This window comes from Candidatus Thermoplasmatota archaeon (assembly GCA_035540375.1).
Classification (GTDB): Archaea; Thermoplasmatota; SW-10-69-26; order JACQPN01; family JAJPHT01; genus DATLGO01.
In genome coordinates this window covers 37,429-62,833 of record DATLGO010000101.1, presented here as the reverse complement: position 1 = coordinate 62,833, position 25,405 = coordinate 37,429, and the positions used below count along the sequence as shown (strand labels likewise).

Annotated in this window: 19 protein-coding genes; 7 read left to right on the top strand and 12 right to left on the bottom strand. The window is 71.7% G+C overall.

All coding sequences use genetic code 11. The features are described from left to right. Positions 1-1,121 precede the first annotated feature (1,121 nt). From VM889_12550 to VM889_12535, 4 genes are all read right to left on the bottom strand, one after another. Positions 1,122-2,099 carry a 3-hydroxyacyl-CoA dehydrogenase family protein gene (locus VM889_12550; protein ID HVL49382.1) on the bottom strand — a complete coding sequence of 326 codons (978 nt, stop codon included), beginning with the start codon at positions 2,097-2,099 and terminating at the stop codon, positions 1,122-1,124. A 70-nt stretch (positions 2,100-2,169) separates the two neighbouring features. Continuing rightward, on the bottom strand, positions 2,170-2,373 hold the full coding sequence (locus VM889_12545) for a hypothetical protein (protein ID HVL49381.1): 204 nt from the start codon (positions 2,371-2,373) through the stop codon (positions 2,170-2,172). A 65-nt stretch (positions 2,374-2,438) separates the two neighbouring features. Then, positions 2,439-3,593, bottom strand: a complete 1,155-nt coding sequence (locus VM889_12540) for a helix-turn-helix domain-containing protein (GenBank protein HVL49380.1) — start codon at positions 3,591-3,593, stop codon at positions 2,439-2,441. Then, positions 3,590-5,260 carry a helix-turn-helix domain-containing protein gene (locus VM889_12535; protein HVL49379.1) on the bottom strand — a complete coding sequence of 557 codons (1,671 nt, stop codon included), beginning with the start codon at positions 5,258-5,260 and terminating at the stop codon, positions 3,590-3,592. Before VM889_12535 ends, VM889_12540 begins: the two co-directional genes overlap by 4 nt. A 184-nt stretch (positions 5,261-5,444) precedes the next feature. Between VM889_12535 and VM889_12530 the strand changes: the two genes are divergently transcribed. Next, the gene (locus VM889_12530; protein HVL49378.1) at positions 5,445-8,411 is read left to right on the top strand and encodes a PKD domain-containing protein; all 2,967 of its coding nucleotides are present in this window, start codon (positions 5,445-5,447) and stop codon (positions 8,409-8,411) included. On the opposite strand, the gene VM889_12525 is transcribed toward VM889_12530, so the two are convergent. Then, positions 8,408-9,679, bottom strand: coding sequence for a PQQ-dependent sugar dehydrogenase (locus tag VM889_12525; GenBank protein ID HVL49377.1), 1,272 nt, complete (start codon positions 9,677-9,679; stop codon positions 8,408-8,410). The genes VM889_12530 and VM889_12525 overlap by 4 nt on opposite strands. Positions 9,680-9,929: 250 nt before the next feature. Between VM889_12525 and VM889_12520 the strand changes: the two genes are divergently transcribed. Genes VM889_12520 through VM889_12510 form a run of 3 tightly spaced genes read left to right on the top strand, consistent with a single transcriptional unit; the run spans position 9,930 to position 13,752 of the window. Further along, a complete protein-coding gene (locus VM889_12520) occupies positions 9,930-11,813 on the top strand; it encodes a carbohydrate-binding domain-containing protein (GenBank protein ID HVL49376.1) in 1,884 nt (627 codons plus the stop codon). Between the two features lie 39 nt (positions 11,814-11,852). Further along, the gene (locus VM889_12515; GenBank protein ID HVL49375.1) at positions 11,853-12,077 is read left to right on the top strand and encodes a hypothetical protein; all 225 of its coding nucleotides are present in this window, start codon (positions 11,853-11,855) and stop codon (positions 12,075-12,077) included. Positions 12,078-12,117: 40 nt separating this feature from the next. Beyond that, positions 12,118-13,752: a thiamine pyrophosphate-binding protein gene (locus VM889_12510; GenBank protein ID HVL49374.1), complete on the top strand. Its 1,635-nt coding sequence runs from the start codon at positions 12,118-12,120 to the stop codon at positions 13,750-13,752. Between the two features lie 309 nt (positions 13,753-14,061). On the opposite strand, the gene VM889_12505 is transcribed toward VM889_12510, so the two are convergent. From VM889_12505 to VM889_12490, 4 genes are all read right to left on the bottom strand, one after another. After that, entirely contained in the window at positions 14,062-14,601 is a 540-nt protein-coding gene (locus VM889_12505; protein HVL49373.1) for an NUDIX hydrolase, read from the bottom strand. Positions 14,602-14,641: 40 nt separating this feature from the next. Continuing rightward, the gene (locus VM889_12500; GenBank protein ID HVL49372.1) at positions 14,642-15,226 is read right to left on the bottom strand and encodes a 5-formyltetrahydrofolate cyclo-ligase; all 585 of its coding nucleotides are present in this window, start codon (positions 15,224-15,226) and stop codon (positions 14,642-14,644) included. Continuing rightward, positions 15,226-17,442, bottom strand: a complete 2,217-nt coding sequence (locus VM889_12495; protein ID HVL49371.1) for a tetratricopeptide repeat protein — start codon at positions 17,440-17,442, stop codon at positions 15,226-15,228. Before VM889_12495 ends, VM889_12500 begins: the two co-directional genes overlap by 1 nt. 258 nt (positions 17,443-17,700) lie before the next feature. Further along, entirely contained in the window at positions 17,701-18,111 is a 411-nt protein-coding gene (locus VM889_12490) for a hotdog domain-containing protein (GenBank protein HVL49370.1), read from the bottom strand. 218 nt (positions 18,112-18,329) lie between these two features. Between VM889_12490 and VM889_12485 the strand changes: the two genes are divergently transcribed. Both VM889_12485 and VM889_12480 read left to right on the top strand, forming a co-directional pair. Beyond that, positions 18,330-18,785, top strand: a complete 456-nt coding sequence (locus VM889_12485; protein ID HVL49369.1) for a hypothetical protein — start codon at positions 18,330-18,332, stop codon at positions 18,783-18,785. Between the two features lie 340 nt (positions 18,786-19,125). After that, positions 19,126-19,710 (top strand): SprT-like domain-containing protein, encoded by a 585-nt coding sequence (locus VM889_12480; GenBank protein HVL49368.1) that lies wholly within the window; start codon positions 19,126-19,128, stop codon positions 19,708-19,710. Here VM889_12480 and VM889_12475 read toward each other — a convergent pair. After that, entirely contained in the window at positions 19,670-21,850 is a 2,181-nt protein-coding gene (locus VM889_12475; protein ID HVL49367.1) for an N-6 DNA methylase, read from the bottom strand. The two genes, VM889_12480 and VM889_12475, sit on opposite strands and share 41 nt — an antisense overlap. A gap of 94 nt (positions 21,851-21,944) precedes the next feature. Between VM889_12475 and VM889_12470 the strand changes: the two genes are divergently transcribed. Continuing rightward, positions 21,945-23,105, top strand: coding sequence for a PD-(D/E)XK nuclease family protein (locus VM889_12470; protein ID HVL49366.1), 1,161 nt, complete (start codon positions 21,945-21,947; stop codon positions 23,103-23,105). Here VM889_12470 and VM889_12465 read toward each other — a convergent pair. Together VM889_12465 and VM889_12460 are read right to left on the bottom strand one after the other, a co-directional pair. Next, positions 23,089-23,640: a thioredoxin family protein gene (locus tag VM889_12465; protein ID HVL49365.1), complete on the bottom strand. Its 552-nt coding sequence runs from the start codon at positions 23,638-23,640 to the stop codon at positions 23,089-23,091. The two genes, VM889_12470 and VM889_12465, sit on opposite strands and share 17 nt — an antisense overlap. Before the next feature lie 39 nt (positions 23,641-23,679). Continuing rightward, positions 23,680-25,338 (bottom strand): PAS domain-containing sensor histidine kinase, encoded by a 1,659-nt coding sequence (locus VM889_12460; protein ID HVL49364.1) that lies wholly within the window; start codon positions 25,336-25,338, stop codon positions 23,680-23,682. Positions 25,339-25,405: the final 67 nt, after the last annotated feature.

The window sequence follows — 25,405 nt, the reverse complement described above, 5'->3', positions numbered from 1 at the left end:
TTCGCAGCCATTTCTGCCATCCCCGCCCTCGCGAGTCTCAATTCGAACGTAGTCGCAGGAGCGTTCTTTGGGGCGTTCTTCTACACGTTCTACGTCGGGATCCCTTGGCTCTTCATCAAGCACAAGGGGTACACGTTCCTCCCGGGCGGGGACTCCACTATCCCATCGTACACTACTAAGTCCGTTAACATGGCAGCGGCGGATTCGGTCTGCCCTTACCCCGGGTGCGGCGCAAAATACTCAAGAGAGGTGTGGCGGGATGATCATGCGCGTCAGTGCGGGTTCGGCAGTCCTCAGCCCGAGCGCGAGGCGCGATATGCGCTGCCGGCCGGGGTAAGCTCTTCCCCAGCCGAGGGTGTCGCTGCGGCCAGCCTCCCCGCACTAATACATGATGTCGAGCCGGTCGGGCACATCTGGACAGGCGCAACCGATGCGGAGGGCGCTCGTCAGGTCTCGGGGGTCGTCGAAGCGGAGGTTGATGACGCTCGAGTGCAACCGTGGGATGTTCCCTCGTTTGCATGTGATCTGTGCGGAAAGACGTTCGACTCGGAGGCCGGTCTCCGTGGTCACAACTATTCGAAGCGCCACTACCCGTGCAGTGCGTGCGGGAAAGCGCAGGCTTCGGAGGATACCCTATCGGACCACATTCAAGCGTGCCCCGCAGTGATCTCCGAGCGCGAAGCGCAACGCGCGTACAGGGAGTGGGAGGCAAGCCAGCCGGCGACTTGCGACAGCTGCGGTGAAACATTCGATACCAAACGCGACATGCGTTCGCATTCTTGCCTCGAGTACGAAAGGCCTGTGCGGTCGGTCCCCTCTCGAGGGCGGCGGACTCGCAAGATCAGCGATTCTTCACCTCGCATGCTCGACTACGAGTGCAAGTCGTGCGGGCTTGCATTCAATCACGCCTTCTATCACTTCGTGGAAAAGGCCACCGAGGAACTATATGAACGCTCCTGCCCTGAATGCGGCGGGCTGTCAGAGCTCCAAGGTGGGCTCGAGGACCTGTTCTAGCCGTTCAGAGGCCGCGGGACGGTCGGGGAAACGGCTCAACCACGATCCCTATGTCCACTGGACCTTGTGAGTGCCCGCGCAGTCCTCAACTATGCCCGTTGAGGGACCTACTCGTTCTTGTAATCGTAGAACCCGCGACCCACCTTCTTTCCCCAGCGGCCCGAGTGGTAGAGCTTGCCGATGATCTGGGGCAGGCGCTGCTCGGCGGGCGCGCCCATCTCCTTCATGCTGCGGCCCGCGTGGTAGAGCACGTCGATCCCGACGAGGTCGGCGAGCTCGAGCGGTCCCATCGGCCAACCCGCGCCGGCCTTCATCGCCTTGTCGATGTCGCGCGGGGAGGCGATCCCCTCCTCGTAGACGAGGAACGCCTCGTTGAACGCGCGCCCGAGGATGCGGTTCACGACGAAGCCCGGCGTCTCCTTGACGGCGACCGGAAGCATCGGGAAGCGGTGGTTGCGCAGCTCCTCGAAGAACTGGATGGTCTCCTCGACGACGCCGGGGCTCGTCTCGTGGGCGGGGATGATCTCGACGAGCGGCAGCGTGTAGGGCGGGTTGAAGAAGTGCGCGCCGAGCACCTTCGGACGGCGCTTCGCCGACACCGCGGAAGCGATCTCCGTGATGCTCAGCGTGCTCGTGTTGGTCGCGAGCACGACGTGGCTCTGGGTCGCGGCTTCGAGCTCCTTGAAGACCTGCTGCTTCACGGGCATCTTCTCGACGACGGCCTCGATCACGAAGTCGACGTCCGCGAGGTCGTCGTACGAGGTCGTGCCCTGGATGTTCCTGCGGATCTTGTCGGCGCGGGCGCGGTCGTAGGTCGCCTTGTTCGCCTCGCGGACCTTCGCCTTCTGCTCCTCGGTGAGCGTGATGCCGTTCTTCGATTCGATCCGCTCGATCTCGGCTTCGGCCTTGCCGGCGTGGAAGGTCACGAGATCATCGAGCACCGCATCGATGGTCTTGAGGCCGCGGTCGACGAATTCCTGGGAGACGTCCTTCAGGACGACCTTCTTGCCGTTGAGCGCCATGACCTCGGCGATGGCGGCGCCCATGGCTCCGGCGCCGACGACCGCGACCTTGTCGACGTACACGCGTCTCGCGACGGGGCTCGGCCGGTAAAAACCCTTTTTCCGCCCGGCCGGAAGGTCGCGTGAAAACCGATCAGCCGTACTCCTGCATCTCGGCCTCGCGATCCACCACTTCTTCGCCCTTCACGACGTGCTCGAAGTAGTAGTCGAGCGCCTCCTCCACGGCCTCGCTCATCTTCTTGTTCCGGAGGAGCTTGAGGGCGTGGAGCTTCAGGTGGTAGCTCACGTCGATCTTCACCCGAAGCTCCTTGACTTCTCCGTCCGACAGGCGAGTCACCCTCGTTCTTGTCCCATCGACCGCGGCGCGGGATAACGTTTTCCGTGCAGTCGGCGAAAGATCTCTCACGCGCGGCTCGCGTCGAACCGGTTTGCGACGAGGCGGGCGCGTTCAGGGTCTCGCGCGACGAAGGCGAGGGTCGGCGCGCCCGCCCCGCCGTACCACTCCGCGATGCGCTCCCCGTCCGCGATGACGATGGCGCCTTCGAGGTCCGCGAGCGCCGGCTCGACGAGGCCGAGCAGGTCCGACGGGCCGGCGGTCGCGACGCGCACACGCGCGCCCCGGGCGGAGGCCTCGAGAAGCGCGCGCCGCTCCTCGGAGCCCTCCGCGAAGGACGCGCCGCCGGCGCCGACGAGGACGAGGATCTCGGCGCGCGCGGCTCGGATCTCGCCGGCGAGCAGGCGCGACGCCGCCGCGACCGATCCGGCGAAGGCGAACGCGGGCTCGGCGGGTTCGAGGATGCGCGCCGCCTCGGTCTGCACGTCCGTCGCGAGGGCGGCGGATTCGGCCTCGACGAGGAGGTCGTTGCCGAGGTACACGCGCTCGTCGTCGCGCTCGTGGGCGACGACGGCGACGCGGCCGCCGTCCACCGCGACCCGCGTGACGGCGCCGTCTCCGTGAACGGCGATCTCGGCGTCGGAGGCGAGGATCTCGGCGGCGCGATGCGCGGCTTCCGGCTCGTCGCCCGGAAGCAGCACGAAGCGGACGGCGACGCCGGACGCCTTCGCGGCTTCGTAGGACTCCGAGCCTTCGGGGGTGTCGAGAAAGCGCAGCGTCGCGCGGCCCGTCGCGACGATGAGCGCGCTCTCCTTCGCGGCGCGCAGGAGGCGAGCCCACGCTTCGTGCGCGGCGCGACGACCTTCCGCGACGCGCACGGCGCCGAGTCCGCCCGCGCCCACGACTTCGCGCTCGGGGAAGAGCGCGCGGGCGCGGCCGAGGCGCGCGCGGGCCGTCCGTTCGGCGTCGCGCGCGGCTTCGAGCACGCCCGCGACGTAGCGGTCGAGCGCGACGGCCCGGTAGCGGCGCGTCTCGCCGAGGAGCACCTCGACGAGGCCGCGCTCCTCGAGGCCGCGGAGGACCTCGTAGGCGCGCGACCGGGCGAAGCCCACGCGCGCGGCGATATCGGGGGCCGTGAGCGGGCCCTCGCGCGCGAGCGCGGCCCAGGCGGCGGCTTCGTCGCGGCCGAGGCCGACCCGCTCGAGGTCGTCCGCCTCGGTCACGCGCGCCGCCTCCCGGGGAGGGGTCGCGCGCGGCGCCACGCGAGGTCGAACGCGGCGAGCGCCGCTTCGACCGCCGCGGGATCGTGCGCGCCGAGCCCGACGGGGCGCGCGCGGGCGTCGCCCGCCCACCAGAGGAGACCGGACCAGGCGGACGCGAAGTAGCTCGCGGGCTGACGCGGCGCGATGCGGACGTCGAATCCCGCCGGGAGCGCGACGTCGCGGGGGGCGCGCGCGAGGAGGATGCGCCCCCGCAGGCGAGGTCGCCGCTCGGAAGCCGCGACGAGGTCCGGAAGGAAGGCCGTGACGTCGTCGGTTGCGAGGGCGATCGCGAAGGCGCCGCCGGCGGGCGTCGCTTCGAGGCCCCTTCGGACGCCCGCGACGACGTCCTCGACGCCCCCGAGCCGATGCGGGGCGCGCGTCGGCGCGGCGCCTTCCCCGGGGGCGGCGCGCGACCACAGGGTCTCGAAAAGCGAATGGAGGATGCGACCGCGTCCGGGAACCGCGGTGACGAGCGCGCGGTCTCCGCGCGGCTCGATGGCGAGGACCCCGTCCGCGAGGACGAACGGCGCGCCGACTTCGGCCGCCTCGCGGTGCGCGGCCGAGGGCGGCCACGGGGGTCCCGGGAGGGGAGCGGGGCCGAGGACGCGCACGCGCAGGCCGAGGGCCGCCCGCGCGAGGAGGCGCTGCGCGACCTCGCCTTCGGGGGGCGGGCCGAGCCAGATCACCTCGCGCGTGGCGCGTTCGATCGCGGCGAGGACGGTCTCGCGGGCGTCGCCTCGCTCGATCGGGACCCGCGCGCCCGCGCGGATCGCCGCCGCGACGGCGGCAAGGGGCGCGGCGGCCTCGCGCGCGGCGCGCACGACACGCGCCTCTTCGCGCGCGAAGACCTCGTGCTCGGCGACCAGGACGTCGGCGCCTCCCGAGGCGCGCGGGATGCGGAGGAGCAGCAGGCGGCCGTCGATCACGACACGCTCGACGTCGAGACGGCGCGAGGGACGGCCGGCGATGACCGGGGCGGCTTCGTCCGCCGCGAGCCGCAGCGTCGCCGAGGCCGGGCCGGAGACGACGGCCTGCACCTCGGGGAGCGCAAGGGCGCGTCGAAGGAGCGGCGCGAGCGAGGCGTCGTTGAGCCAGCTCGAGAGCGTCTCGGCGCGAACGTCGCAGGCCATGGACGTCCGCGCCTTTGCGAGCGCCTCGGCGACGGCCTGCGATTCGGCGACGGGTCCTTCGATGAGGCGGAACGGCGCGTCGACGGCGGGCGAGGGCGAAGCGGCCGGCCATTGGGCGACGCGCGTCTCGAGCACGGACACGAGCGCGGCCGCCTCGCGGGCCTCCCGCGCGAGGAAGGATTCGGGGGGGAGCGCGACGAACGCGCGCGGCGGCCCGGCGCGCTCCTCGACGAGGCCGCGCGAGGCGAGGGCCGCGAGAACGTCGTAGACGCGCGTGCGGGGAACGCCCGAGAGCCGCGCGAGGTCCTTCGCGGCGCAGGCGCCCCGGCCGAAGGCCGCAAGATAGATGCGGCACTCGTAGCTCGTGAGCCCGGCTTCCGCGAGGAGCCGGGCGCGCGCGACGTCCGCGTCGGTCCCGGCGGATGCGACCGCGTTCCGGACGGTTTCGCCTCGCTTGCGGCGGTGCGCGGCCGCCGCCGGTTCTTCGTGCGCGCCCATGCAGCCTGCCGGCCTCGGTTCCCCGCCGGCCCCGTCATAGCCCTTGCGGGCTCGGCGGTCTGTCGTCATTCGGGGTGACGGCGCGGGCCCGCCGCGCCCGCCTTCGCCGTGACGCTTTGGGACGGCGCGCCTCCGGCCGACGTGAAAACGCTCCGCCAAATGGCCTCGCCGCGGAGTCCCCCGCATGGCGACCCCGACGTCCCCCGGGAAGTCCCTGGCCACGCTCCTCGGAGCGGCAATGATCCTCACGACTGCTTTCGGCGGCGTCTTCGCAGGCACGGCGTCGGCCGCGCCCGCGGAGGCGATGCGCTTCGGCATGTCGTACGGCTCGATGGACGACCTCATCGACTACGGCATCAAGCCCGACTACGCCACGACGTGGGTCGGGCCCTGGACGAGGGATTCGTGGGGCGGCTTCGAGCGGATGCTCGACCGCACGCGGGCCGCGGGCGTGACGCCGTTCATCCAGTGGTACTACTGGGGCGACGACATCTCGCCCTCGTGCGTGGACAACGGCTGCTGGTCGAGCCTCCACAACACGTGGAAGAGCCGCGCGGAATGGGACGCGATGGTCCACACGCTCGCCTCGAAGATCCGCGACCGCATGGGCGGCGCGGAGGTCCTCGTGAACGTCGAGACGGAATTCAACAAGGGCGGCATCGATTCGACGTCCTATGCGCCCACCTTCGACCGCTATCTCAAGAAGCACATCGACGTGCTGCAAGGCGTCCCCGGCGTGAAGGTCGTCCTCGGGTTCGGCTCGTGGGGCAAGGATCGCTGGGACCGGTTCCCCGCGTCGATCGAGGCTGCGGACCTCATGGGATTCCAGGGCCTCTCGGGGTCGACCCGGCAGGACCTCTCGACGTACATGAGCATCGGCGACCGCAGCGAGAAGGCCGCCCGTGAGATCCGGGACCGCTTCGGCAAACCCTCGATCTTCACGGATCTCGCGGTGTCGTCCTACCCCGAGCCGGACTGGCTCGAGCACCAGGCCGCGGCCATCAGGACGGTCATGGACCGCATCCCCATGCTCGCTTCCCTCGGCGTGCAGGCCGTCATCTACCGCAGCCTGCGCGACCAGCCGATGTCGACCGCGAACTACTACGGCATCGCCGAGAGGCATTGGGGTCTCGAGCGTCCGGACGGCTCGCGCAAACCCGCTTTCGACGTCTGGGTCGAGGCCGTGAACCGCGGGCCCCTCCCGCCTCCGCCGTCGCGCGAAGCCCTCGCGCTCGTCGAGGCCGAGGATCTTCGGGTCCTGCGGACCGGCGCGCTCCAGAAGGCTTCGGGCGCGACGGGCGGCACCGCCTGGAACGTGTGGGCGAACGCCGCCGTCGGCGACGCGTTCGAATTCCCCGCGACGGGGTCCTACGACGTGTCGTTCCGGGCGCGCGGATCGCTCGCGAACGGCGTTGGCGCCATCGCCTCGCTCACGGTCGACGGCCAGAAGGTCGCCGAGCGCGAGTTCCGCGGGGACTGGATCACGCTCACCGCCCGCGTCGAGGTCCAGGCCGGCGTCCGCGAGATCCGCGTGGTCTTCCAGAACGACCTGAGGACCTCGAGCGAGGACCGCAACCTCATCCTCGACTGGATCGAGATCGCGCACCCGCCGCCCCCAAACCGCGCCCCCTCGGCCGCGTTCACCGTCTCGCAGGACGGCCTCCGCGTCGTCGTCGACGGCAGCCCGTCGAGCGATCCTGACGGCCCGGGCCTCGTCCATGCGTGGACGTTCGGCGACGGGACCTCCGCGAAGGGGATCGAGGCCGCGCGCACGTACCTCTCGGCGGGCACCTACCTGATCCGCCTCGAGGTCACCGACCCCGCGGGCGCGACGGCTTCGGCCGAGAAGACCGTGGTCGTGAACCGGGCGCCGACGGCCGTCGCGCGCGTGGTCTCCTCCGCCGGCACGACCTCGACGCTCTCGGCCGAGGATTCCTCGGATCCCGACGGGCACGCCCTCGCCTATGCGTGGTCGCTCGGCGACGGCAGGACCGCGAGCGGGCCTCGCGTGACCCACACCTGGTCCACGCCCGGACCCCACACGGTCGTCCTCACCGTCACCGACGAGCTCGGCGCCTCCGCGAAGGCGACGGTCGAAGTTCGCGCGCAAAGTTCCCCTTCCGCGCGGTTCACGGTTTCGACCTCCGGCCTCGTCGTGACCGCGGACGCGAGCGGATCGTCGGATCCCGACGGGGACCCGCTCGCGTTCGCCTGGGACTTCGGGGACGGCTCGCGGGCCACGGGCCCGAGGGCGAGCCACGCGTACGTCGAGGCGGGAACCTACAGCATCCGCCTCACGGTCACCGACGGGCGCGGCGGCTCGTCCACGGCCGTCGCCGAAGTCACGCTCAAGAAGCCCGCCGAGACGCCGCTCCAGAAGCGCGAGGCCGAAGCCTTCGCATCGAAGCCGGTCGGCGGGCGCATCACGGACGCGGGCGCCTCGGGCGGCGCGGCGTGGAACGTGTGGTCGAACGGGGCCATCGGGGACAAGCTCTCCGCGATGGACGCCGGCGTCTACCGGTTCTCGATCCGCGCGCGCGGCGAACCCGCGGGCGGCGTCTGGCCGATCATGGAGCTCAAGCTCGAAGGCCAGGTCGTGGGACGCTGGACGGTCGATTCGGCGACGTGGCGCGACTACGAGGTGCCCGTCGTCCTCGGACGCTGGTCGACGGCCTTCGAGGTCGCGTTCACGAACGACGGTCGACGGCCCGGAGAGGACCGCAACCTGCACGTGGACAGCGTCTCCCTCCTCGCGCGGCGAGGTCAATGGATCGAAGCGGAGAGCTTCGCCGCGAAGACCGTCGGCGGGAGGATCTCCTCGACCTCGTCGTCGGGCGGGGCGCTCTGGAACCTGTGGGCGAACGGGCACATCGAGACCACGTTCGACGTCGCGGCCGCGGGGTCCTACTCGCTCGTGGCGATGGCCCGCGGCTCGCCCGCCTCCGGCGTCGCGCCGCGGCTTGTCGCCTCGGTGGACGGCGTCGTCGTCGCCGAGTGGGACCTCGACGCCTCCCGGACCACGGCCTTCGAGGCGAAGGTCGATCTCGCGGCCGGGAAGCGGGTCGTGCGCCTCGCGTACGTGAACGACCTCAGGACGTCCACCGAGGACAGGAACGCCATCGTCGACGCGGCCGGGCTGGTGCTGCGCTAACGCCGTCGAGCGAGAAGCGCGGCGACGACGGCGACGGCCGCGACCGCGACGACGGGCGCCGCCGCGATCGGCCGGTCGCCGGTCGTCTCGTCGGGTCCGCCGGGTCCCCCGAGGTCGGGGCCCGTCGGACCCGTGGGGCCGGTGGGTCCCGTGGGCTTCGAGCCGTTTCCGGACCCGTCGTCCGCGAAGTCGAGTCGCCAAAGCTCGCTCCAGCTCGTGAACCAGAGCGATCTGCCGTCGCGGCCCGCCTCGAGGTCGAGCACGCGGGACGGAGCTCCCGAATACGTGTGGGCGATCTCGTCCATCCAGACGCCCGGCGCGGATTCGCGAAGCCGGTGGATGCGGCCCTGGTTGAAGTCCGCGAACCAGAAATGCCCCTGGAAGAACGTCGCGCCCGTCGGCGCGATCGTCCGCTCGTACCAGAAGGCCGGATCGATGAAGCCGTCGCGCTCCGGCGAGCACGGCCCGGCGCAGTCGGGCCATCCGTAGTTCCCGCCGGCCACGATGAGGTTGAGCTCGTCCGCCCGCTCGTTCCCGTTCTCGGTCGCGAGGAGCCGGCGGGTCGTCGGATCGTAGGCGAGCCCGTAGACGTTGCGATGTCCGAGGCTCCACGCGGCCGATCCCCACGGGTTGCCGGGCGCGGGGTGGCCGTCGGGCGTGAGCCGGAGGATCTTCCCCGCGAGCGACTGCGGATCCTGGGCGCGCCGGGCCTTCGCTTCGGACCAGTTGCGGAACGAGGTCGCGTCGCCGGTCGAGACGAAGAGGTGGCCGTCCGCGAAAAGCAGGCGGCCGCCGTTGTGCATCGTGTCTCCGGGCCGTTCGAGGAGCACGCGCTCGACGCCGTCGACGAAGCGCGAGAGGACGTTCACGGTCGTTCCCGGCGCGCTCCCGTTCTTGGAATAGGAAACGTAGACGGCTCCCGTCTGCTCGAAATCCGGGTCGAGCGCGAGGCCGAAGACGCCGCGCTCGCCGCCCGTGTTGAAGCCTTTCACCGTCGCGACCGGCGCGGGGTCGATCGCGCCCGTCGCGGGATCGAGGCGGCGGACGTGGCCGCCGAAGAGCTCGACGTAATAGACCATCCCGTCGGGCCCGAGCGCGATGTCCACGGGCATCTCGAGGTTCTGCGCGACGAGCGTCGCGCCCAAGGGCTTCCAATCCGCCGCCTGAGCGCCCGCGGGGAGGGGCGTCAGGAGCGCGAATACCAGCACGATGGGCGCGAGGACGCGACGCGGGCGGCCGCGCGCGTCGGTTCCGGCCGCGTCACGCATGCGTCGCGAGCGGCCGCGCGCGGCCATCCGCGTTGTGGAACAAGCCCCGGAGGCGCGCCGCCGGACCCATCGGTCATAAAAGTGGCCTTCACGGCCCTTTGCCGAGTTCGCGCCCAATCGCGGTTACTTGACCGACGCCGTCCAGTCGACGACGTCGGACGAAACGACATCGCCGCCGATCGCGGCGGCTTGCGGCGCGCGTCGCCGCCATCCGGACTCTGAGAGGTTGGACGGAGTGAAGATGAATGCATTGAAGAAATCCGCCGGGGCGCTTCTTGCGATCGCTCTCCTTGCCCCGGCCGTGACGGTGCTCCCGACCGCTTCCGCGGCGCCCTCCCCGGCGCTCGGCTTCGGGATGAACATGGATGCGGTGGACAAGCTGTCCTCGCACGGCGCGAGGCCGGACTACGGCCTCTTCTGGGTCGGCGTCTGGACCGCGAAGAGCGGCTGGGACGGCATCGACCGTTGGCTCCGCGCGGCGCGCGACAAGGGCGTGACGCCGGTCATCCAGTGGTGGTACTGGGGCGACGACATCTCCCCGTCGTGCGTCGACAACGGCTGCTGGTCGAAGCTCCACAACGCGCAGAAGTCCCGCGCGCAGTGGAACGACATGACCAGGAAGCTCGCCGAGCGCGTGAACAGCATCATGGGCTCGCGCGGCGCCATCATCGTGCTCGAGACGGAGTTCAACAAGGGCGGCATCACGCAATCGTGGTACGCTCCGAAGTTCGACTCGATGCTCACGGCCCAGGCCGCGGCGATCCGGTCGATCGCCCCGAACGCGAAGATCGTGATCGGCTTCGGCAACTGGGACAAGGCGAGCTGGGATCGCTTCCCGAAGACCATCGCCACGAGCGACTACCTGGGCTTCCAGACGATGCGCGGCTCCACGAAGGACTCGCACAGCACGTACATGAGCGGCGGACAGGCCGCCCTCGACGCGGCGCGCTACCTCCACAACAAGTACAAGAAGCCGACGTTCCTCACGGACCTCGCGCTCTCCTCGTACCCGTCGGACTCGTACGAGAAGCACCAGAACACCGTGCTCAAGTGGTTCTTCGACCACGCGGGCGACTTCAAGGCCGCCGGCGTCAAGGGCATGATCTACCGCGGCTACAAGGACAGCCCCACGTTCAACCTCGCCAACTACTACGGTTGGGCGGAACGGTACTGGGGTCTCACCCGCGCCGACGGGAGCGCGAAGCCCTCGCTCTGGACGTGGGTCAACGGCGTGAAGGCCGTGCGCGGCGGCGCCGTCTCCGCGCCCTCGCCGGACCCCTCGCCGGCTCCGACGCCCACGCTCACGACGAGCATCTCCGGACCCGTGATCGAGGCCGAGGCGATGGCGAAGCGGACGGGGGGCGGCGTCGTCTCGGACGGCGCGGCCTCCGGCGGCCGGACGTGGAAGCAGTGGTCGAACGGCCACGTCGCGCAGGACATGAAGTTCCCCGACGGCGGGTCCCACACGGTCTCGTTCGTCGCGCGCGGACAGTACGCGAACGGCGCGTGGCCGAAGGCCGTGCTGAGCGTCGGCGGACAGGCCGTCGCCACGTTCACCGTCGGCTCCTCGACCTACAAGACCTACGCCGCGACGGTGAGCGTGCCCGCGGGCGCGGTGCGCGAGGTCAAGGTCGCGTTCGTGAACGACTACGCGGGAAGCGCCGGCGACCGCAACCTGTACGTCGACCGCGTCGCCATCGGATCCGGCGGCTCCGCGGCGCCCGCGCCGCAGCCGACGGGCGGCGCGCCCGGCAAGTTCGAGGCCGAATCCTTCGCTTCGCGGCCCGTCGGCGGCCGCTACTCGGACGGATCCGCTTCCGGGGGAGCGGGCTGGAACATCTGGAGCAACGGCGAGATCCGCCAATCGGTCTCCATCCCGGAGTCGGGAACTTACAAGTTCACGATCCGCGCGAAGGGGGACAAGGCGGGCGGCGTCGCCCCGAAGATGAGCCTGAAGATCGACGGCGCGACCAAGGCGACGTGGACGGTCTCGGCGACGAGCCACACGGACCACGTCGCGTACGTGCACGTGCCAGCGGGCGCGCGCACGGTCGCGATCGCGTTCACGAACGACGCCCGGATCGGGTCCGAGGACCGCAACCTGCGCGTCGACTTCGTGGACGTGCGCAGGTAACGGCGAAGGCTTCAAGGGGCCGAGGCGGAATCCTCGCGCGTGGGCGCCGCGCGCGAGAGCTTCCTCCTCGGCCTCAAGACCCTCGCCGTGCTCCTCGGGGCCGTGCTCCTTTTCGCGGGCGCGACCGAGGTCGTCTCGGAATACCTCGCCGGCCGCGGCGTCGCGTGGGGCGGTCTCGGCGCCGCCCTCGCGGGCGTCATCCTCGTCGGCTGGCCCCTCGTCGTCGCCGTGCGCGAGCTCGTCGCGCGCGAGCGCGCCTCCTGAGGCGGCAACGCTTATCCCGCCTCCGGCCGCTCGTCGCGGCATGACCGACGGCGGACGGCTCGTCGCGAAGGCCCTGAAGCGCGAGGGCGTGAAGGTCGCCTTCACGCTCTGCGGCGGCCACATCATGCCCATCTACGAAGGCTGCCTCGACGAGGGCATCCGCGTCGTGGACGTGCGCCACGAGCAGGCCGCCGCGATGGCCGCCGACGGTTGGGCGCGCGCGACGCTCGGCGACCCCGGCGTCGCGCTCGTGACCGCGGGTCCGGGCGTCATGAACGCCGTCACGGGTCTCGCGAACGCTCACCGCTTCGACGCGCCGATGGTCTGCCTCGGCGGCCAGGGCGACTTCGCGCGCTTCGACCAGGGCGCGCTGCAGGAAGGCACCCAGCTTCCCGTCGTCGCGCCCGTCACGAAGTGGGCGCGCGGCGTCTACGAGACGCGCCGGCTCGGCGAATACGTCGCGACGGCCTTCCGGCAGGCGACCGCGCCGCGCACGGGACCCGCCTATCTCGAGGTGCCGTGGGACATCCTCTTCGGCGACGCGGAGGAGCCGCCCGTCGCGCGCGGGGCCACGCGCATCGACGCGCGGCCGCGCGGCGACCCCGAGGCCGTCGAAGCCGCCGCCCGCCTCCTCGCGGCCGCCGAGCGTCCCGTCGTCATCGCCGGCACGAGCGTCGGCTGGTGCCGCGCCGCGGGCGCGCTCGCCGACCTCGCGCAGGTCCTCGGCGCGCCGGTCTTCCTGAACGGCCTCGCGCGCGGCTCGCTCGCGCCAGGCGATCCGCATTTCTTCAACCTCGCGCGCGGGCGCGCGCTCGCGGAGTGCGACGTCCTCCTCGACGTCGGCACCCCGTTCGACTTCCGCCTCAACTACGGCGAGTCCGTGCCGGCCGCTGCGCAGGTGGTCCGCGTCGAGGTCGACGCGCCGCAGATCGCGCTCAACCGCAACGTCGACGTGGGCCTCGTGGGCCACGTGGGCGCCGTCCTCGAAGACCTCGCGCGCGCGCTCAAGGGCCGAGCGACCCCCGACCGCGCGCGCTGGCTCGCGGCGCTCCGCGAGGAGGAGGCCCGCAAGCTCGCGGTCTGGGCCGACGATCTCGCGAGCGGCCAGACGCCGATCCACAGCTACCGTTTCCTCAAAGACCTCGCCTCCGTCGTGGACCGCGACACCGTCGTCGTGGGCGACGGCGGCAACGTCGTCGCGACCGCCGCGAAGGTGATCCCCGTCGCGGGCCCCGGCCGCTGGATGGACCCCGGTCCCCTCGGCTGCCTCGGCGTGGGCGTCCCGTTCGCGATGGCCGCGAAGCTCGCGCACCCCGACCGCAAGGTCGTCGTGCTATCGGGCGACGGATCCTTCGGCCTCAACGGCTTCGAGATCGATTCCTGCGTCCGCCAGGACATCCCCGTCGTGGTCGTCGTCGCGAATGACGGCGCGTGGACGCAGATCCGCGCCCCGCAGGTCGGCCTCTACGGCGAGGAGCGCGCGGTGGCCACGAAGCTCGGCGAGAAGACCCGGTACGACCTCGTCGCGGAAGCGCTCGGGGCGCACGGGGAGCTTGTGACGGAACCCGGCGGGATCATCCCCGCGCTCAAGCGGGCGCAGGCCACGAACCGGCCCGCGGTCGTGAACGTGGTCATCGACCCGGCCACGAACCAGGGAAGCGGGAAGCCGATGTGACGGCGCAGGACTTCGTCCTGCGCTTCCCCGCTCGACGGCGGCGCTCGCTTCGCTCGGCCTCGGGCGGCCTGCGGCCGCCCTCTTCGGGGCGCTCGCGCGCCCATCCCCGCTCTCGTGGTAGAAGGATGGAGACTGCGGGTTAGCTGTGTGAAATCTCGTGGGCTTGGCCTCGCTTCGCTCGGCCTCGGGCGGCGTGCGGCCGCCCTCTTCGGGGCGCTTGCGCGCCCATCCCCGCTTTCGTGGTCGATGGCGCGAAAGCGCTCGCTCCGCTCGCGCTCGTTTCTTGTCTACGCGCCGCGAGGTCGGGGGCTATTTCTTCGCCGCGTACATCGCCCACACGTCCTCGTGCGAGCGCGCCCAGTCGCCGGGCTTGAGCCAGGAGGGGTCGACGAAGGCGAGCTCCCGGTACCAGCTCGGGGGGCCGTGCGGCCACAGGCCCTGCGCGGTCGGGCGCGGGACCTGGGCCTCGAAGAGGAAATTCACATCCCAGTGGTGCGTGCCGGGATAGACGGCGGATTCGTAGGCCTCGCTCGCATAACGGACGAAGCGCGGCTCGACGCGGACGCGGACGAGGTCGTCGGCGATGGACCGGGCCGCGGTCTCGGGGGATTCGCCGAAGCGGAGATGGCGCGCGGGGAGCGTCCAGCCGCCGCTGAATCGCTTGCGGCGCTCCTCGTCCATGCCGGTGAGGCCTTCGAGCTTCGCGTCTTCCGCGTTGTACTTGCCGAGGAGCACACGGCCCTGGTCGTCACGGACGGCGAGGAAGGCCGAGAGGCAGAGGCCGCCGGCGGGAACGTCGCGGGAGCCGAGGGGAGGAGCGCGGGGGCCGAACCAGGCGAAGGTGCCCATGCGCGCGGGAAAGGCCCGGGGTGGCTTGGAACCTTCGGGGTCAGGCGCGCGTCCTGAGCACGCGCTTCTCCGTCACGATGAGGTCCATCGGTTCATCGTGCGGCTCGTCCGGGAGCGCTTCGACGATCTGCGCCTCGAAGGCGAGACCGATGCGGAGACCCGGCCGGTCGCGGAGATACCGGTCGAAATAGCCGCGCCCGGTGCCGAGTCGGTGGCCGCGCGGGTCGAAGGCGACGCCGGGCACCACGATCGCGTCGAGGTTCTCCGGCATGGGCGCCGTGGAGGCGGGTTCCCGGATGCCGAAGGCGCCGGGCCTGAGCGCGGCGGGGTCCGCGACCGCGTGGAACGTGAGCGCGCCCGTCGCGCGGTCCACGCGCGGCAGGGCGACGCGCACGCCGCGCCGGAGGGCGTCGGCGAGGAGGCCGTCGGTCGGCATCTCGGATCCCCGCGCGGCGTAGAATCCGACGGTCGCGCCGGGGCGCATCACGGAGAGGCCGAGGAGGCGCTTCGTGGCCTTCGAGGCGAGCGAGGCGCGCAGGTCGGGCTCGATCGCGTCGCGGCGGGCGAGGGCCTCGCGGCGAAGCGCAGTCTTGAGGTCGGCGGCCGACGCGCGGCGGGGGGCCATCACGCGGCCTTCCGGCGTCCTTCGAGGAGGTCGTCGATGCGGCGCACGGATTCGGCGTCCTTGCGCCCCTCGTAGAGGTCGCGGGCCCGGCGGAGGACGTCGCGTCCGCGGTCGGATTCGCCCGTCTCGAGAAGGAGGCGGCCCTGCGCCCAGAGCACCTCCGGGAGGAATTCGCTCGGTCCCGTCTCGACGCTCGCGAGCGCGGCCTCGAGGTGCTTCTTCGCCTCCGCGTGGCGCCGGAGGTCCATGAGGACCCACGCGAGGTTCAGGTTCAGCGAACCCGCGTAGAGCCGGAGCGCCGCGGCCGTCACGACCTCGACGCCCTTCGTGAGGTGGGGCAGCGCCTCGGCCGGGCGGCCGAGGAGTCGCAGCGTTTCGCCGAGGTTCCCATACGCTTTCGCGAGGAAGGCGGGCTCGGCGCCGTGCTTGAGGGCGTACGCGACGTTGTCCTCGAAGACGCGGCGCGCGCCTTCGCGGTCGCCGCTTTCGAAGACGAGGATCCCGTAGGCGTTCAGGAGGTCGGCGACGTACGGCTCGCCCTCGCGATCCTTCAGGTCCTCGAGGATGCCGTGCACGAGCGCGATGCCCTTCGCGAGGTCGCCGCGGAAGCGGTGCGCCTGCGCGGCCTCGCGTCCGGCGAGGGCGACGAGCTCGGGGTCGCGGATCCCGCGCGCGACCTCGAGGCTGCGCTCGGCCGCCGCGAGCGCCTGCTCGGGCTTGCCGCGGTGGACGAGGATGCGCGCCTCGAGGAGGTGCTTCCAGCCGCGCTGACGGGCGGAGACCCGCGCTTCGCGGAAGGATTCGAGCACCGAGAACAGCTCGGCGTGGTAGCCGCGCGAGACGAGGTTCATGCCGTGCGTCACCGCGAGGGCGGCGGCCTCCTCGTCGCGGTCCGCGGCGCGCAGGTGGTGCATCGATTCGACGAGCGCGCCTTCGCCCGCCACCGTCTGGTAGTGCTGCGCGGCCTCGGCGTGGAGGCGCCGCGCGACGACGGCGGGGAGGCGCCGCAGGTAGTAGTCGCGCAGGAGGTCGTGGAGGCCGATCGCGTCCCCGTCGCGGATGAGCAGTCCCCGCTCGACGAGGATCGTGAGCGGACCCGCCTCGTCCCGGGCGGGCGCGAGGATGGACGGCGAGACGGGGAAGCGGTGGATCGCGGCCCTGAGGAGGATGCGCCGCTCGGCGTCGCCCAGCCCGCGGTCGACCTCCTCCTCGAGCCACGCCTGGACGTCGCGCGAGGCGCCGGGGCGCGTCCCCGGCTGCACGAGGCGCAGGTAGAGGGGGTGGCCGCGGGTCACGCGGACGACCTCGGGAATCTCCCGCTCGGCGAAGCCGCGCTCGGCGAGGAGCGCGTGGCTCTCGTCGTCGCCGAGGACGCCGAGCGTCAGGCGCTCAAACCCCTTGCTCGACCCGAGCCGGTCGGCGACGCGGCCCATCTCCCGCCCGATCACGAGGAGGCGGGGGCCGCCCGAGACCGCGGCCTTCGCGAGGCGCTCGAGGAGCGGCTCGACCTCGGGCATGATCTTCTGGGCGTCGTCGAGGATGATGATCCCACGGGCCGAGGCGAGGCTGTCGGCGAGCGCGCCGCGCGCCTGGTCGAGGCTCGGCGCGGGCTGCGCGGCCATGAACGTCGCGAGCTCGCGACGCCCCTGGAGGGCGAGGAACTCGGAGAGGTGGAGGAGCACGTTGCGGAGGGTCGAGAGGCTGTTGAACGTGTAGACGTGCACGGGGTCGCGCAGTCCCGCGGCCTCGAGCGCGCGGCCCGCGAGGCTCGATTTGCCGATGCCGCCCGGGCCTTCGAGCAGGAACGTGCCGCCGCCCCGCTCGAGCCACAGGCGCAGGCGCGCGAGCTCGGGCCCGCGACCGACGAAGAGCCGCGGCGAAGGGAGGCGCGCCGGCGCGCGGCCCGCGCCCGCGGCCGCCGCCGGGCCGCTCGCGACGGCGCCGGGCGCGCCGCCGAGGGCGCGCGCGGCCTGGCGGCCCCGCTCGGAGAGGAAGAACGCCTGCCGCTTGTGGTTCTGACCCGAGATCGCGCGGCGCTCGCTCGTCACGAGCTGCCGGTCGCGCAGCCGCTGCAGGATCTCGCTCGCCGTGTTGCGGGCGACGCCCACCGCGTCGGCGATGCCTTCCTGGCAGAGCGCGAAGGGAACCGCGTAGGCGTCGCGCTTCACGGCGTCGTGGGCGAGCAGGTGGAGGAGGACGCGGTCCTCGGAGTTCATCCGGCCGACAGCCCTCGGGGGGGTTCTTAAACCCTCTAGTGGGCCCGTATTCCAATTGTCGGGGCTTTGTCAGGCGGTTGTCGCCTCACCCGACAGGGGAAAATGCGGTGAAAACGGGCACCTTCCAGCCCGTGTTCGAAAGAAATGGGCGCTCGGCAAAGTCCAATCTCCACATGGAGGGGTTCGGTTCCGAAGCCAATCGTCACTGCGCCCGCGCCCGCGAAGGCCGATCCCGCGTAAAGCCCTTGGCTTCCCGCGCTACGCCTTCAGGATGGGCGTCTTGCGGCCCCGCTCGTCGATCGCGACGAAGGTGCCGGTGACGGTGAGGACGTCCCACGCCTCGTGGCTCGTGGGGCGGCGCGCCGTGACCTTGAGCTCGATGTGCACCGACGTCGTGCCCCACCGCGCGACGCGTCCGTAGAACTCCACCATGTCGCCGGGGTTCACGGTGCTCGTGAAGTTGATCTCGGTGAAGGCCTTGGTCACCATCGTCGGGTTGCGCGTGACCATCCCGGCGTAGATGGCGCCGGCCTCGTCGACCCAGCCCATCATCGTGCCGCCCCAGAGGGTTCCGCTGTGGCCGGTGTCCTTGATCAGGCAGAGACGGCGCGTCACGAGCTCGTACGGCGTGTCCATCGCGGGCACCGCGACGGCAAGCGCGCGCCCCATCCTAAAGGCGATCGTATGGGGCGGCGGGCCTCGCGCTCCGTCTTCGCGCGCGCCTTGCGCCCTCGGCGCGCGACCGCGTTGATACCAACGCGTCCCGGCCGCGTCCCCGCGTCGCCGCATCGCTTCATTCCCGGCAAACCGCGTTTCCAACGGAAGAAACGCCGATGTTTACCAGTAACCTTATCATGGTACGCCACATTGTTGGTACGGGATGCCACATGGCTTACCAACACGAGGGGTTCACCCTCTACTCGAAGAACGTGACGCTCAAGGGCGGTCGCACGCAGACGATCTACTTCTTCTCGCGCCGCACTCCCAAGAGCGGTGTGCAGGCTGAAATCCCCCCCGGCATGGAGGTCTCGACGGTGGCCCGCACGGGCCTGCCCGTCCTCCGGAAGATCGGGGGCAGCAAGTGGCGCACGCTCCGCGCCCAGCAGAAGAAGAACCGCGCCGCCCGCAAGGAGCGCCGCGAGGCCCGGATCAAGGCCGAGCGCGAGGCCCGCAAGGCCCGTGCCGCCGCCCGCCGCGCCGCGAAGACGAAGAAGGGAACGAAGACCGCGAAGCCCGTGAAGAAGGCGACGAAGGTCAAGGCCAAGCCGAAGGGCAAGGCCAAGAAGGCCACGAAGGTCTCCAAGGCCAAGCCGAAGGGCAAGGCCAAGAAGGGCCGCCGATAGGCCCCGTTCCCGCCGGGCGGTCGTTCCCGCCCGGCGCGACTCCTTTTTTCTCGTCCGGGATCCCAGCGCAGGCTCCCGCGCATGGCCTCGCCGGGCGCCCGCCCGCGTGGAAAGGTCGGCGCTCGGATGCAGTCAGAATGTGCGGTCACAGCCGGGGCTCGTTGACCCTCTTCTCCTCATCGCGCCGCGCGTCCATCCGGGCCGCGGGTGAAGAAGCTTGCCTCCCGCGGCGACGCGGGCGGGGCCGCCGGGGGGCCATGAAGGTTCCCTCGACGGCGTCGGCGCCGTCCGTCGCGGCCTTAAATCCCGGGGGCGCGAGACGGGGGCCCGCGGTTCCGGCATGGAGGCCCTGCTCGCCCTCGAAGAGGTCCTGCGGAAGCGGTGGAACGACGTCGCGCGCGAGCTTCCAGGCCGCACGCCGGCCCACGATCTGCGCTTCTCGGGGCGCGTGACGAACGCATGGGCCCTCATCTACTTCCGCCGCAAGGCGGTCCGCTTCTCCCCCTACCTTTTCCTGCTCGAGCCCCAGCGCCTCCACCACCGGAACTACTGGCGGGAGCTCGACGCGACGCTCAAGCACGAGGTCGTCCACGCGCACCTCTACGCCGCCGCGAACGAGACCTCCCACACCGAGCGGTTCCACGACCTCCTCGAAGGGCTCGGGGTCCGCGCGAACGGCGACCACGACCTGGGTCCGGAGAACGCGACCTTCCGGTACGTCTATCGGTGCGTCACCTGCCGCGCCGCCTGGCGGCGACGCGTTCCCCTGCGCGGGTCGTGGTCCTGCGGCCGGTGCCAGCCGGGTCGATACCACCGGGACTTCGCGATGAAGCTCGAAGAGGTCCTTCCGTCGCCCCTCGAACGTCTCGCGGGGCGCGAGCGCGTCATCTGGGCGACGGTCGACGCGGCGTCCCGTCATATCTGAGAACGGCGCGGAGGTTTCCGAGCTCCGCCTCGAGGCCTGCGTAGATCGCTTCGAGCGTGCCGTCGGGGGCCCTGACCGTCTCGAGGAACGCGCGGTCGAGGTCGACGCGCGGCGCGCGGCGGTCGCGCACGTCCTCCCACAGCGAGCCGAGGGGCGCTTCGCGGGCGCGCTCGTAGAGGTCGAGGAGGCGCCGCCGCGTCGCCGCGTCGAGGGCGCCCGGATCCGGCGCCGGGATGCGGGCCATGAGACCCTTGTCGAGGCGGATCCAGGATCCGCGCGTCTCGGACCGCACGCGGACGAGCGCCAGGGCGAAGCTCGCGGTGTTGAGCCAGAGCGCGAGGATGCGAAGCGCCTCGTCGTCGTCCGCCTCGACGCGCCAGGCGTCGCCCGCGCAAAAGAGGCCCTTCGGGTGATGGACCGCGAGCGCCCGCGTTCCGGGAGCCCCCAGGTCCATCTTGTAGAGGAGCGCGAGGCGGCCCGTGTGGCGCGTCACGGTGGCGCGCCATCGGTCCCATCCGCGCGGAGGGGCCACGCCGTCGAGGGGCGCGAGGGCCACCCAGTCCTCGCGTCCCTCGAGGGCGAGGTGGCTCGACTGGCTGATGCGGCGCAGGCAGGGGGCCGCGGACGCCGGATCGAAGGGCGCGCGCTTTCCGGTCGCGCGGTCGAAGGCAAAACCGTCCTCGAGCACCCAACGATCGACCCGCTTGAGGGCCCGCAGGGGGTCGCTCAGGACGATGAGGTCGAAGGCGCCCTCGCGACCCGGGGCCCGGAGGCTCTCCTCCACCGTCGCGTCGAGGCCCCGAAGGACCTCCGCGAGCGCGGGAAGGCCCGCGAAGGCGACGTCGAGGGCGCTCACGGCGGCGAGGCCGAGGTCCGTCGAGAGGGCGAGGCGCTCGGCGAGCGCGCGCCCGTCGCGGGCAAGCGCAGCCTGGAGCGGCTGACCGGCGCCGGCGGCATCCGCCATGCGACCCGCCCGGTCCCGCGCGACCGCGCTCGTCCATCGCGACGGGTCGTCCGCGAGCGTCGCGAGGCGCACGCGATGGCCCGCGCGCGGCGGACGCTTCTCGGCGACCAGCATGACCTCGCGGAAGTCCGCGTCGTCGCTGAAGGCCGCCCGGCCCGTCGTCGTCACGACGTGCTCGACGGTGTAGTCGGTGAGCAGGCGCTCGACGACGCCCTGGAACGCCTTGCCCGAGAGGGTCGAGGCCGGGAGGACGGCGCCGAGGCGCCCGCCCGGGGCGAGAACGCGGTCGGCGAGGAGGAGGAAGTAACCGTGGAGCGCGAGCTGGCCCGTGATCTCCGGATAGTCCGCGAAGCGCGACCGGAGGGTCGCTTTCAGGGCGGGCGGGAGCCTCTGGAAACGCGTGAACGGGGGGTTCATCAGGACCACGTCGACGGGCGGGTGGCGTCCGCGCGTCGTTCCGTCCGCGAGCGCGATGCGCGGCCCGTCGCCCGCGTGGAGCGCGAGCTGCACGGCCGCGAGGTGCGCGCTCGCCGGCATGACGTCGCGCCCCTCGAGGTCGGAGGGCGCGCCGCCGCCCAGGGCGCGTTTCGCGCGCCAGGCGGCGATGAGCAGGGCGCCGGATCCGCAGGCGGGGTCGAGGACGCGCGCGTCGGCGTGGGTGACGGTGAGCGTCGCAAGAAGGTCCGCGGCCTCCGAGTTCGTGTAGTACGCGGCGACGACCTTCCGCACGGCGCGCGGGATGAGGTTGTGGAACACCTTCCCGAGGACGTCCACCGGGAGGCGCTCGGGGCGGGCCTCGTCGAGCGCGCGGAGGGTCGCGTCCACCGCGCGCGCCGGCACGGCGGGAAGCCGCGGCGCGAACGCCGCGGGCTGGCGTCGCGCGGCCTCGCTTCCGCCGAAGAAGGCGGCGAGCCCCGCGCCGTCGAGGCCGCGCGGAACCGCCGGGAGCGGCCGGTCGCGTCCGAGGATGCGGTACGCGAGGGCCTGTCCCACGAGAAGGAAGGCCGCGGCTTCGCGCTCGGCCTTCGCCTCGACCCGGGGCGCCTCCTCGTCGAGGATGCTGCCGAAGGCGCCCCGGCCCGCGGGGTCGCCGTCGGGAACCGCGCGGGCGACGTGGAGGACGACGCGTCGGAGGCGCTTCGCGAGGTCGACGCTGCGGAGCGTCTCGTCGTCCACGCGCCCGGATGCGCGGCGGGCGTGAAATGCCTTCCGCGTTCGCGCCGCGACTCCGGGGGAAGCCTCAAGCCGCCCCGCATCGTCGACCGCCTGCATGCGGCGCCTGAGCTGGTCGTCGATGTCGACGTACGAGGGGTGCCCGCTGCGGTGGCGATTCCTTTACGTGGACCGGCTTCCCCAGGCGCCGAAGGGCTACTTCTCGTTCGGAAGCGCCCTCCACGAGGCCCTCGAAGCGTGGGCGACGGCCGAGCCCGGGCCGGCGTCCCTCGAGGCGACCCTCGAGGCCTACCGCAAGGCGTGGTCCGACGACGGCTTCCCCGACGCCGCGACCGCCGCGCGCGAGCGCGCCGCGGGAGAGGCCGTCCTCGAGCGGTTCTGGCGCGCGGAGACGCCCCGGTTCGCGCCTCCGGTCGCGGTCGAGCTTCCGTTCACGATCGACGTCGAAGGGGTGCCCGTCACGGGTTTCATCGACCGCGTCGACCGCGAGGGCGGCGGCTTCGCGATCGTCGACTACAAGTCGGGCCGGCGAGCGATGACGCGCCGCGACGCGGCGACGAGCGGTCAGCTCACGCTTTACCAGATGGCGGTCGACGACCTCTTCGGCCGCGTGGAGCGCCTGACGCTCCACAACCTCCGCTCGAACGTCCCCGTGAGCGCGCCCCGGCACGACCGGGCCGCCGTCGCCTCCATCGCGGACCGCGTGGTCGCGACCGCCGAGGCCATCGAGGCCGGTCGCTTCGATCCGAGGCTCAATCGCGAATGCCCGTGCGAATTCGCGAACCGTTGTCCATACTTCGCGGAAACCGCGCCGTCGGCTGAAAAGCGGCTCCCGTTCGCGGGCGGCGGCGTGGGCGACCTCGCGAGGCGCTACGTCGCGCTCAAGGAGACGGCGCGGGCGGCCGAGGCCGAGGCGGCGGGCGTCGCGGACGAGATCCTCGCCTACATGGACGCGCGCGGGGTCCGTCGCGTGGAGGCCGGGGAGGGCCGCCCCGTGACGGTGGTGGAGGCCACGAGCAGGGCCTTCGATCTCGACGAGGCCCGACGCGTCCTCGCGGAGGCGGGGCTTCTCGACCGCGCGCTCGACGTCGACGAGAGGCGCGTGCGCGCCCTCATGGCGGACCCCGAGGCCCCGCGCGAGGTGCGGCGGCGGCTCGCCGCGCTCGAGCGCGTGACGGCGCGATCGCGGTTCCTGCGCATCGGCAAGACGCTCGAGGAATCGGGCGAGCCCGACGAGGGTCTCACGCGTTCCACTTGATGGAGCAGCCGATCGCGCGCGTCACCGGCTTCGCGACCGGGCGTCCCGCGAGAAGGTCTTCGACCGCGTTTTCGAGGTATTTCTCCTTGACCTTCTCCGGGTGGTCCTTCTCGTCGTCGAAACGGCCCTGGTAACGGAGGCGGCGGTCGGCGTCGAAGAGCATGAACTGCGGCGTGCAGACGGCGCCGTAGGCGTGCGCGACCGACTGGTCCTCGTCGCGCAGATAATCGAACGTGTATCCCTTGTCCGCGGCGCGCGAGACCATGTGGGGGAAATCGTCCTCGGGATACCTCGTGGTCTCGTTCGAGTTGATGGCGACCATCGCGACCCCGCGCGGCTCGTACGCGAGCGCGAAGCCGATCATCCGCTCCTCGTAGGCGCGCACGTAAGGGCAATGGTTGCACGAGAAGACCACCACGAGCGCCGGCTTCGACGCGTAGTCCGAGAGCGCGTGGCGGCGGCCGTCGACGCCCGGAAGCGAGAAGTCGGGCGCGCGGTCGCCCGGGTTCAGCTTGTAGAGTCCGGAGGCTTCCACGCGGGACGCACCGTCGCGGAGGCGGATGACGGTTGCGGATCACGCGCCGGCGGGCTCCGAGCGGAGCGTGAAGCGCACGTCGGTCCCCCCTTCGGGCGAGGAGAGGATCCAGATGTTGCCGCCTTCCTGCGTGATCGCGCGCATCGCGACGGTGAGGCCCGCCCCGACCCGGCCGCGCTCGGCGGTGACGTGGCCGCGATGGAAGAGGTGGAACACGCGCTCGCGATGTTCCTCGGGGATTCCGGGCCCGTTGTCGCGGACAGAGACTTCGACGAAGCCGTCGGGGCGAGTTTCGGCCCGGATCCAGACATGGGGCCGCGGATTCGCCACGTTGTGGATGATGGCGTTTTCGACGATATTGTGGAGAGCGACGTACACCCGTTCGCGGTTCGCAGCGACCTGCGGCATCGGCGTCTCGAGGGTCGCCCGAGCGTCGCGCTCGGCGCAAAGCAGCGTCAGATCGTCGATCACCTGCCGGGCGACGTCCGCGAGTTGCCAGCTCGGGGCGGCGGGCAAGCTCCGCGAGACGCGGCTGAGCTCGAGGAGCCGCGAGATCATGGATTTGACGCGCTCGGACGTCTCGGCGATCTGCGCGAGCTCCTCGCGCGCCGCCTGCGATCGCCCCTGCGCGAGATCCTGGCGGGCGAAATCCGCGAGCGTTCCGATGCGCCGCAGCGGTTCCGAGAGATCGTGGCTCGCACGGTAGGCGAACGCCTCGAATTCTTCGGAAAACCGCCGTTCGCTCGCGAGCGCCACCTTGAGACGCTCCTGGGCCAGCATGCGATCCGCGACCGCCCCGACCTCCTGCGCGAGGACCTCGATCCATCGCGCGATCGCGGGATCGTCGAGCGAACCGTCTTCCCTGGTGGGGACTTCGCGCGTGAGGCCCACCACAAGGACGCCAAAGGGCTCGCCGGAGAGCGATTCTAGCGGCACGGCGGTGGAGCAATGCAGACCATGCGCAAGAAGCGACGCGCGGATGCGGTCGTCCATGGGCGCATCGGCGAACCGGAGAACCTGGATCCCGCCGACGCCCGCGAACGCGCGGGTGATGTGATTGTCCTCCACGTCGACCGAGATCGAGTGGTGCTCGACGTATTCGCTGAGCTCGGGCGGGTGGCCGAGGCTCGCGACCATGACGAGGCGGCGCGTTCCAGGCTTGAGCAGGTAGGCCCCGATGGCGCCCGCGAGCTCGATGCGGTCGCGGAAGATCGCGAGGGCCGCCCGGAGGGCGTCGGCCGTCGTGTTCGTCCGCCATACGGCATGCTGGGCGTCGACGATCGCCCCGAGACGCTCGTGGGTCTCGAATATCTCGCTCACGTCGCGCGCGACGAAGAGCACGCGGGCGCCGTCGGGGGTCTCGATGCCATTGGCCGTGGCCTCCATGCGGCGTCGTCGCCCGTCCGCCGCGATGACGCCGAACGTGCCCTCGGCGTAGCCGTCGCCGAGGGCCCTTTCAAGCATCGCGGCCGCAACGTGCGCATCCTCCTTCGCAACGCAATCCAGGATGGTGAGACGGTTCACGACCGCCTCCGGAGGGCGACCGATGAGCTCCGAGCACCGGTTCCCGAGGTGGCAGACGAGCCCCGTCTCATCCGCGACGACAAGAAGCGTGTTCGCGCTCGCAAGCAGCCCCCGGAAGAGAGCGGCGGCTTCTCCGTCGTCCTCGACGCGGGGCGCATCCGCCGGTAGCTGCATCCGGATCGCGTTGGCGGGACGGATGGATAAGCATGACGCCCAAGATGTCCAGGGAGGCTTACCCGTC

Bases quoted from the DNA above. Each gene is read 5' to 3' on its own strand.
- VM889_12535 (HVL49379.1), bottom strand. From the start codon at position 5,260: ATGGGCGCGCACGAAGAACCGGCGGCGGCCGCGCACCGCCGCAAGCGA.
- VM889_12530 (HVL49378.1), top strand. From the start codon at position 5,445: ATGGCGACCCCGACGTCCCCCGGGAAGTCCCTGGCCACGCTCCTCGGA.
- VM889_12525 (HVL49377.1), bottom strand. From the start codon at position 9,679: ATGCGTGACGCGGCCGGAACCGACGCGCGCGGCCGCCCGCGTCGCGTC.
- VM889_12510 (HVL49374.1), top strand. From the start codon at position 12,118: ATGACCGACGGCGGACGGCTCGTCGCGAAGGCCCTGAAGCGCGAGGGC.
- VM889_12505 (HVL49373.1), bottom strand. From the start codon at position 14,601: ATGGGCACCTTCGCCTGGTTCGGCCCCCGCGCTCCTCCCCTCGGCTCC.
- VM889_12500 (HVL49372.1), bottom strand. From the start codon at position 15,226: ATGGCCCCCCGCCGCGCGTCGGCCGCCGACCTCAAGACTGCGCTTCGC.
- VM889_12495 (HVL49371.1), bottom strand. From the start codon at position 17,442: ATGAACTCCGAGGACCGCGTCCTCCTCCACCTGCTCGCCCACGACGCC.
- VM889_12490 (HVL49370.1), bottom strand. From the start codon at position 18,111: ATGGGGCGCGCGCTTGCCGTCGCGGTGCCCGCGATGGACACGCCGTAC.
- VM889_12485 (HVL49369.1), top strand. From the start codon at position 18,330: ATGGCTTACCAACACGAGGGGTTCACCCTCTACTCGAAGAACGTGACG.
- VM889_12480 (HVL49368.1), top strand. From the start codon at position 19,126: ATGGAGGCCCTGCTCGCCCTCGAAGAGGTCCTGCGGAAGCGGTGGAAC.
- VM889_12470 (HVL49366.1), top strand. From the start codon at position 21,945: ATGCGGCGCCTGAGCTGGTCGTCGATGTCGACGTACGAGGGGTGCCCG.
- VM889_12460 (HVL49364.1), bottom strand. From the start codon at position 25,338: ATGCAGCTACCGGCGGATGCGCCCCGCGTCGAGGACGACGGAGAAGCC.